This window comes from Chelativorans sp. YIM 93263 (genome assembly GCF_028767125.1).
Taxonomy (GTDB): Bacteria; Pseudomonadota; Alphaproteobacteria; order Rhizobiales; family Rhizobiaceae; genus Chelativorans.
The window spans coordinates 157208-170174 of record NZ_JAKCWP010000002.1 but is presented as its reverse complement, the minus strand read 5'-3'; the positions used below and the strand labels follow the sequence as shown (position 1 = coordinate 170174).

The following is a 12967-nucleotide window of genomic DNA, read 5'->3' as shown; positions in this document are numbered from 1 at the left end:
TCAGACCGGATGTCGGATTGTTCCCACTGCACGCCGGCGGCGGCGACCGAGATGAAGCTGCCAGAGCGAGTGCACGATGAGCGTGGTGACGAGGATTGCGCCGCCGATTAGGCTGGCGGTGGTGGGAACCTCGTTGAAGATCAGCCATACCCAAAGTGGTGCCAATACCGTCTCCAGCAGGTAGAACATCGCGACTTCTGGGCCCGGCAGGTATTTGGGGCCGTTTGCGAGGCAAAAGAAGGCGAGGGGGATCACCAGCCCGCCATTGAGGGCGATCCACCACGGTGCGTCGATACGGTATCCGGTCTGCGCCGTCATATAGGTAGCGAGCAGAAAGGGTATGAAAACGGCGACCAGGGCGGTGAAGCCCATGTCACGTCCGCTGCGGCGCGTAATCGTAATGGCGAGCGCTATGGTGAACGCCGATGATAACGCGGCTAAGTCACCGAGAAGATTGCCCCGGCCGATGCTGTCGCCCACGATGATCAGGATGCCGACAAACATGATCCCCATCGCCATCAGTGTTGCCGGCCTTGGGCGCTCCTTCAGAACGAACCAGGACAGCAAGGCGGCGAACATGGATGTGAAAGCTAGAATGAAAACCAGATTGGCGGTGGTGGTGTTGTAAACCGCCGTCATGAAAGTGATTGCCGAAATGGCATAAAGGCTGGCAACCGCCAGACCGCTCCAGCCCGGGATCAGCGGCGGTACATTGCGGGAAAATGCGCGCCAGACCAGCCATATGGTAACGCCGGCGATAACCGTAAGCGCACTTCGCACCATCAGAATGGGCCAATGGTCACCCTGTGCCAGCCGAATCAGCGGGATGTCGATGGTGAGCGCCATGCCTCCGATGGCGGTCAGCAGAAGCCCTCTGGAGTAGTTGTCACTGTCGGCCATTCTGCGGCTGGTCCGGTTTGCAGAGTCGGGATCGTTCCGGGCAGGTCGCGCGCCCTCGGAGGTGAAGACCTATAGATGATAGAACTGGTTGAATTGTCCAGCGATAGACCGCGCCTTGTATCACGCTCGCATGCGTTTTGCCGGGCTGTCCGGCTGGGTGGCATCTCCGGTTACTCGACGCGTTCCCAGCCGTTGGGTCCGAGTTGCTCCTGAGGCTTGAAGCGCATTTTGTAGGCCATTTTTCGCGCGCCGTTCACCCAATATCCGAGATAAACATATGGCAGGCCGGCTGCGTTGGCCCGGCGTATGTGATCCAGGATAACAAAGGTCCCAAGGGACCGATCCTGCAATGCGGGATCATAGAAGGAATAGACCATGGAAAGGCCGTCGCTCATCTGATCAGTCAGCGCAACAGCAAGCAACTCGCCTTCGCCTTGACCGGTAACGAATGAGTCCGGGCCCCTACGGCGATATTCAATAATCTTGGTGTCTACGTGGGTGTCTTCCACCATCATCGCGTAGTCCAATACTGTCATGTCTGACATCCCGCCGCGGCGGTGCCGCGCATCCAGGTAGGTTCGGAATAGCGAATACTGCTCGGAGGAAGGCTCCGCTTCATATGTCGTTCCGATGAGGTCGGAATTGCACCTCAAGACGCGCTTCATGTTTTTCGTCGGTTGGAACTCCTGTGCCAGTATCCGCACCGACACGCAGGCCCGACAGCTTTCACAGGCGGGCCGGTAGGCAATGTTCTGCGAACGGCGAAATCCACCTTGCGTCAACAATTCATTGAGTTCTGTCGCCTTGTCTCCAACCAGGTGAGTGAACACCTTTCGCTCATACTGCCCCTCAAGATAAGGACATGGCGAAGGCGCGGTCAGGAAAAATTGTGGAGATTGGGTCGGCTGCTGCGTCATGACAGACGAACGTTGCTCTTGCCGGTTGGTTGCCACTTACCCGGTGACCTTTTGCAGGTCATCGATGCATCTAAAAACCATAGTACCATGGCCCTAGTATGGAAAAGGTCAACCAGATAATTGCTACGAGTGGGGTGCCGGCCTTGATGAAATCCCGGAATGAATAGTGCCCCGGTCCCATAACCAGGAGATTCGTCTGGTAACCGATTGGTGTGGCAAAGGATGCGTTGGCGGCAAAGATCGTGGCCGCGATGAAAGCTTCTCGTGGGGCGCCGACCTGATCGGCTATGTTGATCGCAATGGGGGTGAAGAGAACGGCGGTCGCGTTGTTGGACAGCAGATTGGTCAGAATCGCAACGACAGCGAAAAAGACAGACATGATAAGCGCCGGGCTTTGTCCATCCAGGAGGCTGACGGTACTGTTGGCCAGAAATTGGGCGCCACCGGTGCGCTCAAGCGCAATTGCTGCGGCAATCGAAGCGCCTACCAGCAGGAAAATCTGACGGTCGAACGCACGCGAAGCCTGTTGGAGCGTCAAGCATCCCGTCACGATCATCGCGAAGGCGCCGGCCACCGAAGTCGCAGCGATTGGCAGGAGATCGAGTGCGGCCGTTACGACGATGAAAGCGAAAATTCCGATGGCAATGCCTGCCTTGCGCCGTTGCGGAACGGGCTCGGCCGACCACTCGAGCACCAGGAGGTCGTGACTTTCGCGCAATTCCTGAATTGCGTGATCCGTTCCGCCGATCAGTATAGTGTCGCCGGGTTCCAGCCGGATCTCCGAAAGCGGCGTACGTCCCATGCGGTGTTTTCTTTGTACACCGAGCATGTGGACCCCGTGCGTCGTGTCGATACCGGCATTACGGATCGTGCGGCCGGCATGGCGTGAGCCCGGAGCAATGACAGCCTCTGCTATGTGGTAGTCAGGTCCAAGCGGCTGTGACGAATCTCCGGTTTGTGCCGGCTGTTCATTGTCCTCGCCGGAGATCACACCAACTCCGCCTTTCGACAGAGCTTTCATAAAAGCTCTGCGCGTTGCCGTGACGACCAGCCGGTCGCCCTCGGACAGTGTGACCTCCTCGAAGGGGCGGTTGAAAGGCATGCCGCGCCTGATGATGAGGCGCGGCATAAGATCCCCCAACCCTGGAAAGAGGCCTGCCTTGGACTCGATGCCTATAAAGGGATGGCCAGGAGTGAGGTGGATCTCACCGATGAATTGGGTGCCCGATACATTCTGCCGAAATGCTGTTTCACTGCTCGCCTCCTGCAGTATGCGCGGCATGACAGCAAGGACATAGATTGCGCCGACGCTTGCAAGCATAAGGCCAGGCGCTGTTATGTCGAAGAAGCCGATCCCGATGCCGTTCTCCGCGGCAACCCCGGCGACCAACAGGTTGGTCGAGGAGCCGATGATTGTCGTCATGCCTCCGAGGATGGTGAAAAATGAAAGCGGCATCAGCGCTTTCGAGACGGCAAAGCCGCGCTGGGCGGCCATCGCGGTAAGGACCGGGATAAAGATGACCACCACGGGTGTGTTGTTAAGCACCGCGCTCAACGTTGCGGCGGTTACAAGCGAAATGACAATGGTCAATTTCACGGATCGGCCGCCGGAGCGGGCGATGATTCGCGCAGGTCTATCCATCGCATCGGTTGCGAACAGACCCTGTCCGACGATCAGGAGTGCCAAGACTGTGACGAGCGCTGGATTGGCGAAGCCCGACAGGAGCGTTTCCGGGTGAAACCCGTCCTCCCCGTCGTATGGGAAAACACTAAACAACAACAAGAACGCGGCGAGACTGCCTAAGGCAACCTGTTCAAGCGCAAATCGGTCACTCGCATACGCGGCGATCGTTGCCAGGATGATCGCATACGTCACCCAGAGATGGAAATCCGCCATCAAGTGTTCCGCCAGTCAGTTCTTCTTTGGCCTGTCCCGCTCAGCAGGCAAGCGCCAGAGCATACGGCTGGAACCTGCAGCCGCAAGCATGGATTTGCTCTCCGCAGGGTTACGCGCGGAACACCGCACCACCACGGTGGAACTCCGGAACATTCCGTTTCGTCAGGGAAGGCGTGTAACCACCGTACCGAGCAGCAGGTCGTGGAGGGTGCGCTTATATGGCAGGAAGAGCGCAAAAACCAAAACGAGCGGCGTCAGAAGGGCATTTCCGGCCCAGAACAGCACAGTATGAAGCATTGCCAGCAGCGGGTCCACGCTTCGACCGTCGAGTCGTTCTAACTGGATTCCCATGAGCCGCATGCCGAGCGTCGATTGATGGCGGCCACCAAGCGTTATCGCCACGTAAAGGAGGGCGGTCAGAGGACCGAGGATCCAGAAAAGAAGCCAGCCGATCCCGATCGTCAGAAAACCAAGAATGAAGACGAAAAGTGCAACCGGGATAAGCAATAGGGCTATTATGATATAGTCGAATACAAAGGCGATAACGCGGCGCGTGCGCACGCCTTGAAATGTTCGTGTGTCATCGAGGCGATCGCCCTGGGACGGCATATCAATTGTTTTTGCGGTCATCTCTGCAACCTGCTGGCTCGCTTCTCAGCGAAGATGGTGATTTCAGCCACACATTCAAGCGAATACGTGCATCAACTGCGCAGATGCTTTGCCACTTCGGGGGCGAAATAGGTGAAAACGCCATCACAGCCGGCGCGCTTGAAGGCAAGGAGACTTTCCATCATCGCCTGTTTCCCATCAAGCCACCCATTTGCTTCCGCTGCCTTGATCATCGAGTACTCGCCCGAAACCTGATACGCGAAAGTCGGCATGGCAAAGGCGTCCTTGATGCGCCGGATGATATCAAGATAGGGCAGCCCAGGTTTGATCATGACCATATCGGCACCTTCTTCGAGGTCCTGCTCGACTTCGCGCATGGCCTCGTCCGTGTTCGCGGCTGAGATATAATACGTGTTCTTGTCGCCTTTCAGCAGGCCGCTTGTTCCGATCGCCTCGCGATACGGACCGTAAAAGGCAGAGGCGAATTTCGTCGCGTAGGATAAAATTGCGACATCCTGAAAACCGTTGCTGTCCAGCGCGTCACGAATCGCTCCTACGCGTCCATCCATCATATCCGAAGGAGCGATGACGTCGGCACCCGCCGAAGCCTGAAGGACCGCTGCATGGGCAATTTGCTTCACCGTTTCGTCATTGATGACAACACCATCCCGCAGAATGCCGTCATGGCCGTGATCGGTGAAGGGATCCAGTGCGACATCGGTGATAATGCCGACCTCCGGTACGGCATCCTTAAAGGCGCGAGTTGCCCGGTTGATCAGATTGTTCGGATCGAGAATGGCGGTCCCTTGTCCATCGCGACTGGCCACGTCAACATTGGGGAAAGTGGCGATGGCGGGGATGCCGAGCTTAGCAGCAAGCTCCACCTGCCTGACCGCCAGATCCACCGAATAGCGGGATACCCCGGGCATTGCCTCCACAGGCTCCTGCTGCCCTTCGCCTTCGATGAGAAAGATCGGCCAGATGAGATCGTCGACACGCAGATGATTCTCCTGGACCAACCTGCGCGACCAAGCGGCTTTTCGCATCCGGCGCAGTCGTCGTCCGCTGGTGATCTCATCGACGGTGCGTGTGTTTCCAGGTTTAAGGCCGTTATGCTTATTCACGGATGGTACTCCAGTTTCTGGATTTTCTATCACGATGGCGCTCCGGCGAAAATGCAAACAGGTGAGTAATATCTTCGGCCAGAAGCGGAAAGCGTAGAGCTCGCATTGACGCGGGGACAGGGCGCACATAATCACCTGTGATGCAGGTTTCAGGGAGGTTCGATTGAACGATAAGGGTGAAGGTGAGATTCTCTTCGAGCGGCGTAGTAACGTGGGTATCATCACGCTCAACCGTCCGTCGACGCTAAATGCCCTTAATCACGACATGATCCGAGCGATCAGCCGGACGTTGTCTGAATGGGAGCGGGATGACTCTGTTCGGTCGGTCATTATAAAGGGTAATGGCCGGGCCTTTTGCGCCGGCGGAGACATCGTGGCCGTCTACAAGGCCGTTCGTGCCGGTGAGCGGCCGATTGGCTTTTTTGCAGACGAGTACCGCCTGAACGCCGCTATCGCACGTTTTCCCAAGCCGTTTGTAGCGCTGATCGACGGCATCGTGATGGGCGGGGGCGTCGGAGTGTCCTTCCATGGCTCCCATCGAGTGCTCACGGAAAAGGCTCTTTTCGCGATGCCGGAGGTCGGAATCGGCTTTTACCCGGATATCGGCGGTAGCTATCTGCTTTCGCGCCTCCCCAACAACTATGGAATGTACCTGGCATTGACGGGCAATCGCATCGGGCACGATGAGGCAATGCAGGTGGGACTCGGCACACACATGGTCGACTCGGACGATTTGGGTGGCGTACTAGATGAACTTGTTGAGACCGGCGATCCCGATTCCAGTTTGACGCGGAATGCCTCGGGCCAAGCGGTCGAGGAGAACGCTAAGCTGTCGGATATCGAGCGCCATTTTTCACGGGATACACTGGACGCCTGTATAGAAAGCCTCAAGGAGGCTGCAAGCCGAGGTGACGAATTTGCTGAGGAAACGTTGGAGATAATTGAGAAACGTTCACCAACCAGCCTCTACGTGACCTTCGAGCAGGTTCGCCGGGGAGCGTCGCTTTCCATGGACGACTGCGTGCGCATGGAATATCGGATCACCAACCGCATGCTGGACGGGCATGATTTCTACGAGGGCGTACGCGCAGCCCTCATCGACAAGACACAAGCGCCCGTTTGGGAGCCTGGCTTGCGTAAGGAAATTGATCCTGCAACTGTCAAATCCTACTTTGCTCAGCTTGGTGAGGAGGAACTACAATTGTGACCGACGACATGGCGGCCAGCCTGCGCTCAAGGCCGTCGCTTCTCGAGCAAACGCTTGAGGTGTTCCTGCGCGCTGTAGCGCTCGCCTGCATTGTCGAGGGCGTTGCGTACTGGATCAGGCTTCTCGGTTTTTTCGAGGGATCGACCTGGCGGTTTGATCTCATGCCAATCTACTGGCAGATGACGGCCGTTCCGCTTGCCGTACTTTTTCCTTTTGCAGCGGTAGGGCTGTGGATGCTTGCCTCGTGGGGGCCTGTGGTCTGGATACTATGTGCGGGGACGGAAATCGTCATGTACGGCGCTTTTCCCGATCTATATGGGAATCGCGTCTGGCTTCTAAGTTTTCAAATGCTGATGATCGGCTGTTATGCCGGGCTGCGCATCGTCCTTTATCTGCGCGGTGCGCACTCCCGCCGTTAACCCGGGTTAACGGCTTTTTAGCCCTAAAATCAGGCTTCTCAATGTAAGACGTTGTTAAGGCTGACGTTTAAGTCGAATTTTAGGTGCCTTGGTTAGGGTCGCACGCAAGGTGAGAGAGAAACAAATTCACCGGCGTCAAACGAAAGGCACCAGTTATGATCAAATCGCAAGTTGCGACAAGGAAAACGTCTGCCAGTGAAGAATCCAAGGACGCGCTGCGCTCGCTCTATCTCGAATCCTTGCAGCTTGTCGAGCGGCTCCACCGTCGACTTCTCGACGTAATCAAGGACGAGTTCGAGCGTAATGGCCGGAGCGATATCAACTCCATTCAGGCGCTGCTTCTGTTCAACATCGGCGACTCGGAGCTGACGGCGGGTGAGTTGCGCTCGCGCGGCTACTATCTAGGCTCCAATGTTTCTTACAATCTCAAGAAACTCGTTGATATGGGCTTCGTTCACCATCAACGCTCCCGCGTCGACCGGCGTTCGGTGCGTATTCGGTTGACAGACAAGGGCAGGGAAGTTGCCGATATGGTCGCCAGGCTTCATGACCGTCACATCGGTTCAATCGAGCAGGTCGGCGGAATAGGGGCCGAGGAATTCCGGCAGGTCAATCGCGCTTTGCAGCGTCTCGATCGCTTCTGGAACGACACGATCGCATATCGCATGTAAGGCGTTTCACATTCGGCGGCGACGTGAGAGCGCAGGGTCGTTACGGCTGGATACCAGCGCGCGGCGTCATGCAAATACCACAATTGCACTCGATGACTTGTATACTCTCGATATCGTCCGTTGGGGGAAAATTAACCCTGCCTCGGCGAATGTCACCTAAGAACAACGTGATGGATTTTAGCAGTAAAGGTCGGTGCATGACGGGAACTAGCCGCCGTATTTTCATGAGGGGAGTTGCAGCTTCTGCAGCTGCGGCATTTGCCGGACCGGTCAGTGCGCAAAATCTGGTCGATACAATTATCGGTTCCCCGGGGCGCAGCTCATGGGGCGATCAGTTTGACGCTCAAGTCAGTAGCGGCGGTAGGGTGGCCTCCACTCGTCCGACGCTGCATCCCGACACCGTACACTTCCTCAATCAGGCGATTGCGGATTATTCACGGATCGCATCGTCTGGGGGATGGCCGACAGTCCCTGCAACCAAAAAGCTGCAGCTCGGCGTCGTCGATCCTGATGTGGAACTGCTACGCCGGCGGCTCATGATTTCGGGAGACCTGTCGACACGCGCGGGCATGTCCCCGGCGTTTGACTCCTATGTCGACGCCGCTTTGAAGCGCTTTCAAGCTCGTCACGGTCTGCCCACCGATGGCGTTACGGGGCAGTACACCTATTCAGCATTGAACGTCTCAGCCCCTGTGCGCTTGCAGCAGTTGGAGACCAATCTCGCGCGGCTGCGCGAAGGGACAGGTCGTTCACTTGGCCAGCGTTTTGTCATGGTCAATATACCGGCTGCGGAAATCGAGGCTGTCGAAAACAGTCGAGTCGTCCTGCGCCATACCGCTATCGTCGGCAAGGTGGATCGTCAGACGCCGATTCTAAGCTCGAATATCAACGAGATCATTCTCAATCCCTATTGGAATGCACCCGTCTCCATCGTGCGTCGCGATATCATTCCGCTGATGCGGGAGAATCCGAATTATCTTGCGGATAACAATATCCGGCTGATTGCACCGGACGGATCCGAGGTGGATCCGATGACGGTGGATTGGTCGACAGACGAGGCGACGAGATATCGCTTTCGGCAGGATCCCGGCGAGATCAACGCCATGGCTTCCGTAAAGATCAATTTCCCCAATCAGCATGCTGTCTACATGCATGATACGCCGCAGAAGCAACTCTTCAGAGATCAGGAACGTTTCCATTCTTCGGGGTGCGTGCGTGTCCAGAATGTGCGTGATCTGGTAACGTGGCTCTTGCGCGACACGCCAGATTGGGGCCGGCGGCAAATCGAGACCACGATTCAGAGCGCGGAGGACGTGCATATCAGCCTCGCAGATGCCGTCCCCGTCCATTTCGTTTATATTTCGGCTTGGTCGTCAGGCGACGGTGCCGTTCATTTCCGGGACGACATATATGGCCGTGATGGCGCATCGGAACTGCAGATTTCCACTGCGCTGTAAGTCAAAAAATTTGAATGATCTTCAAGAGCCGCTCTCTCGCGGCTCTTTTTTTGTTGCGCTGTGACATGTCGTTCGATTGTACATTATAACCCAGAAATTCTGCTCAAAGCGTGGTCGCAGCCATGGAAAAGTGGTAATGCGCGCAGGTCCGTTCGGACAAGTAGCTTCAATGCGCTAAGGGGAAAACACCGTCATGGCAAACGCGTCAGCCGCTACGGTCACGACCGAAACCTTTTTTTCTCAACCGCTTGAGGAAGCCGATCCTGACATCTTCCATGCGGTTCGAAACGAGTTAGGCCGTCAGCGACAGGAAATCGAACTGATCGCGTCGGAAAACATCGTTTCCCGCGCAGTACTCGAGGCACAGGGTACTGTGCTGACCAACAAGTATGCTGAGGGTTATCCCGGCCGGCGCTACTACGGCGGATGCGAGTTCGTTGACGTGGTCGAGGATCTGGCAATTTCGCGGGCGAAGGAACTCTTCAGTTGCGAATTCGCCAACGTTCAGCCGAATTCCGGAAGCCAGATGAATCAGGCTGTGTTCCTCGCATTGCTGCAGCCGGGCGACACGTTCATGGGACTGGACCTCAATTCCGGCGGCCATCTGACCCACGGTTCGCCGGTCAATATGTCCGGAAAATGGTTCAACGTTGTTTCATATGGCGTCCGCCGTGACGATCATCTCCTCGATATGGATGAGGTGGAGCGTCTCGCCCACGAGCACAAGCCGAAGCTGATTCTGGCTGGTGGCACGGCATATTCGCGCACCTGGGACTGGAAACGCTTCCGTGAGATCGCCGACAGTGTCGGTGCATATCTGATGGTCGATATGGCACATATCGCCGGATTGGTTGCTGGTGATGCTCATCCATCTCCACTGCCGCATGCGCATGTCGTGACCACCACGACGCACAAATCTCTGCGTGGACCGCGCGGCGGCATGATTCTGACGAATGACGAAGCGGTGGCGAAGAAGGTCAATTCCGCCGTATTCCCCGGCCTGCAAGGCGGTCCTTTGATGCATGTGATCGCAGCCAAAGCAGTTGCGCTGAAAGAGGCTCTTCAGCCCGAATTCAAGGCCTATGCGCACCAGGTGGTCGCAAACTCGCGCGCGCTTGCTGCAAGCCTGCAGGAGACTGGGCTCGACATTGTCTCCGGCGGCACCGACAACCATCTGATGCTGGTGGACTTGCGGCCCAAGAACGCGACCGGTAAACGGGCCGAGGCTGCACTCGGCCGCGCTAACATCACCTGCAACAAGAACGGCATTCCTTTTGATCCGGAAAAACCGATGGTTACCTCCGGGATCCGGCTCGGAACCCCTGCTGGAACAACGCGAGGTTTCGGTATTGCCGAGTTTAATGAAATCGGCAAGCTGATCGGAGAAGTGTTGGACGGGCTGAAAGCGGCCAATTCAGATGAAGGCAATCTGGCGGTCGAGGAAGCAGTCAAGAGTAAGGTGCTTATGCTCACCGAAAGATTCCCGCTTTACCCTTATCTCGGGTAACGTGCCCGTACATGCAATCTGGACGAACAAAGAGATCTGAATGCGCTGTCCTTACTGTCAGTCCGAAGATACTCAGGTCAAGGATTCGCGCCCTGCTGAAGATGGCGCCGCCATTCGGCGCAGGCGCGCCTGTCCGGATTGCGGCGGCCGCTTCACAACCTTCGAGCGTGTGCAGCTTCGTGATCTCGTCGTCATCAAGCGATCCGGCCGCAAGGTGCCTTTTGACCGGGACAAACTGCATCGCTCTTTCGACATTGCATTGCGCAAACGTAATGTCGATCCGGAGCGAGTGGAACGCGCAGTCACCGGGATCGTCCGCCAGCTCGAAAGTTCTGGCGAGAGCGAGGTCACTACGAACGAGATTGGTGTGCTGGTTGTCGAGGCGCTTAAATCGCTCGATGATGTGGCGTATGTGCGTTATGCTTCAGTTTACCGCAATTTCCGCGAGGCCAAGGATTTTCAGGACGTCCTCGGCGAGTTGAAGGGCGCTCCGGACGCCGAATAAGCATGCAGGACAAACCGCCTCATACATCCGGGCGGGAGGACATCGACCGGCGCTTCATGGCCGCCGCGATACGGTTCTCCCGCCGTCACCTTGGCCTGACCGGCACCAATCCGTCGGTTGCCTCGCTCCTAGTGCGCGATGATGGGGACGGGCCCCATATCGTCGGGCGCGGTGTCACCGCCATAGGTGGTCGGCCCCATGCCGAGCCACGGGCCCTCAAGGAAGCCGGCGAGCGCGCCCGTGAGGCGACTGCTTATGTGACACTGGAGCCCTGCGCTCATCACGGGCGCACGCCGCCCTGCGCGGAAGCGCTTATCACATCGGGCGTTCGCCGGGTGGTCGGAGCGGCAAGTGATCCGGACCCGCGGGTCAGCGGTAAGGGTTATGCCATGCTCCGTAGAGCGGGAATCGAAGTGGTCGAAGGCGTGCTCGCGGATGAAGCAGCGGATCTCCTGGCGGGATATATGGCTCGTTCCGTGAAGAAACGTCCTGAAGTCATTCTGAAACTTGCCATTTCGCGTGACGGTAAAATCGGCGTGGCGGGAAAGGGGCAGATTCCAATTACGGGCGAGATCTCCCGTCGGCAGGTGCACCTTATGCGGGCGGAGGCCGATGCCATCCTGATCGGCATCGGCACGGCGCTGGCCGACAACCCGTCTCTGACTTGCCGCCTGCCTGGATTGGAAGCGCGCTCTCCAACGCGAATCGTGCTGGATCCGGCTCTCCAGCTTCCGCTCGGGTCAACGCTCGTCAGTAGTGCCGGGCAGGTGCCGTTACTCGTTGCATCACCTCAGAACGCTGATCCAATTCATAGGAAAATGCTCTCTGATGCCGGCGCGGGCTTCGTTGCGGTAGAATTGCATGAGCATCAAGTTGCGCTACCTGAGCTTCTGGAGGATCTTGCCAATCGCGGATTTTCCAGTCTCGTGGTGGAAGGCGGGGCGCAAACAGCACGTGCCTTCCTTACCGAGGCACTGGTTGATCGGCTGTCTCTCTTCGTTGGCCCAAAGGAAATCGGAGTAGAAGGCATTGCCTCGCCGATCCTGCCTGACCATATCCCTGCTGGCTTCACGCTTGGCCGCCAAGCTCAGTTCGGCAATGATTCCTATTTTGAATATGTAAGGATCGGGTGATGTTTACAGGGATCGTCAGCGATGTCGGTGCCATCCAGTCAATTCGCCTCCTCGACAAAGGTGCGCGACTGAGAGTCGAGACCAACTATGATCCTGAAACGATCCAGATTGGCGCCTCGATCGCCTGCGCAGGTGTGTGCCTCACCGTGGTTGCCCTGCCGGAACCAGGTTCAAACCAGAGGTGGTTTGAGGTGGAGGCATGGGATGAAGCACTCCGGCTGACGACTGTCGGCGGGTGGAAAGAAGGGACCCAAATCAATCTTGAGCGGCCCTTGAAGATCGGCGATGAGCTAGGCGGTCACATCGTTTCCGGGCACGTCGACGGCCAGGCCAGGATCATCGAACGGCGGGATGAGGGCGAGGCTGTGCGTTTCGTTCTCCAAGCGCCATCCGAGTTCGCGAAGTTCATCGCACCGAAGGGGTCGGTGACCCTGGATGGAACATCGTTGACGGTCAATGGTGTCGACGGAAACCAGTTTGATGTGCTCCTGATCCAGCATTCACTGGCGGTCACAACCTGGGGTGAGCGAGCGGCGGGTGATTCCATCAATCTGGAAGTCGACACCATGGCTCGCTATGCGGCACGGCTTGCAGAGGCAGGCAAAGAGGCCTAATCCACCG

At 57.2% G+C, this 12967-nt stretch carries 13 protein-coding genes; 8 read left to right on the top strand and 5 right to left on the bottom strand.

All coding sequences use genetic code 11. The annotated features are described in order from the left end of the window. The 5 genes from LY631_RS05055 to hemB form a co-directional block, all read right to left on the bottom strand. Positions 1 to 900 carry a DMT family transporter gene (locus LY631_RS05055; protein ID WP_274424043.1) on the bottom strand — a complete coding sequence of 300 codons (900 nt, stop codon included), beginning with the start codon at positions 898 to 900 and terminating at the stop codon, positions 1 to 3. 170 nt (positions 901 to 1070) lie between these two features. Beyond that, positions 1071 to 1817 carry an arginyltransferase gene (locus LY631_RS05050; protein ID WP_274424042.1) on the bottom strand — a complete coding sequence of 249 codons (747 nt, stop codon included), beginning with the start codon at positions 1815 to 1817 and terminating at the stop codon, positions 1071 to 1073. A gap of 70 nt (positions 1818 to 1887) precedes the next feature. Further along, positions 1888 to 3714 carry an SLC13 family permease gene (locus LY631_RS05045; RefSeq protein WP_274424041.1) on the bottom strand — a complete coding sequence of 609 codons (1827 nt, stop codon included), beginning with the start codon at positions 3712 to 3714 and terminating at the stop codon, positions 1888 to 1890. 162 nt (positions 3715 to 3876) lie between these two features. Next, entirely contained in the window at positions 3877 to 4344 is a 468-nt protein-coding gene (locus LY631_RS05040; RefSeq protein WP_274424040.1) for an RDD family protein, read from the bottom strand. 71 nt (positions 4345 to 4415) lie between these two features. Continuing rightward, positions 4416 to 5447 (bottom strand): porphobilinogen synthase, encoded by a 1032-nt coding sequence (gene hemB, locus LY631_RS05035; protein WP_274424039.1) that lies wholly within the window; start codon positions 5445 to 5447, stop codon positions 4416 to 4418. 163 nt (positions 5448 to 5610) lie between these two features. Between hemB and LY631_RS05030 the strand changes: the two genes are divergently transcribed. The 8 genes from LY631_RS05030 (at position 5611) to LY631_RS04995 (ending at position 12960) form a co-directional block, all read left to right on the top strand. After that, positions 5611 to 6654, top strand: a complete 1044-nt coding sequence (locus tag LY631_RS05030; protein ID WP_274424038.1) for an enoyl-CoA hydratase/isomerase family protein — start codon at positions 5611 to 5613, stop codon at positions 6652 to 6654. Then, entirely contained in the window at positions 6651 to 7073 is a 423-nt protein-coding gene (locus tag LY631_RS05025; RefSeq protein ID WP_274424037.1) for a DUF6163 family protein, read from the top strand. Before LY631_RS05030 ends, LY631_RS05025 begins: the two co-directional genes overlap by 4 nt. A 155-nt stretch (positions 7074 to 7228) precedes the next feature. Then, complete coding sequence (gene ldtR, locus LY631_RS05020) at positions 7229 to 7744, top strand: transcriptional regulator LdtR (RefSeq protein WP_274424036.1); 516 nt, start codon at positions 7229 to 7231, stop codon at positions 7742 to 7744. A 197-nt stretch (positions 7745 to 7941) separates the two neighbouring features. Further along, positions 7942 to 9201 (top strand): L,D-transpeptidase family protein, encoded by a 1260-nt coding sequence (locus tag LY631_RS05015; RefSeq protein ID WP_274424035.1) that lies wholly within the window; start codon positions 7942 to 7944, stop codon positions 9199 to 9201. Positions 9202 to 9394: 193 nt separating this feature from the next. Continuing rightward, the gene (glyA, locus tag LY631_RS05010; protein ID WP_274424034.1) at positions 9395 to 10708 is read left to right on the top strand and encodes a serine hydroxymethyltransferase; all 1314 of its coding nucleotides are present in this window, start codon (positions 9395 to 9397) and stop codon (positions 10706 to 10708) included. 40 nt (positions 10709 to 10748) lie between these two features. Beyond that, positions 10749 to 11213, top strand: coding sequence for a transcriptional regulator NrdR (gene nrdR, locus LY631_RS05005; protein ID WP_274424033.1), 465 nt, complete (start codon positions 10749 to 10751; stop codon positions 11211 to 11213). 2 nt (positions 11214 to 11215) lie between these two features. Continuing rightward, positions 11216 to 12346 (top strand): bifunctional diaminohydroxyphosphoribosylaminopyrimidine deaminase/5-amino-6-(5-phosphoribosylamino)uracil reductase RibD, encoded by a 1131-nt coding sequence (gene ribD / locus LY631_RS05000; RefSeq protein WP_274424032.1) that lies wholly within the window; start codon positions 11216 to 11218, stop codon positions 12344 to 12346. Next, positions 12346 to 12960, top strand: a complete 615-nt coding sequence (locus tag LY631_RS04995) for a riboflavin synthase (protein WP_274424031.1) — start codon at positions 12346 to 12348, stop codon at positions 12958 to 12960. Before ribD ends, LY631_RS04995 begins: the two co-directional genes overlap by 1 nt. Positions 12961 to 12967: the final 7 nt, after the last annotated feature.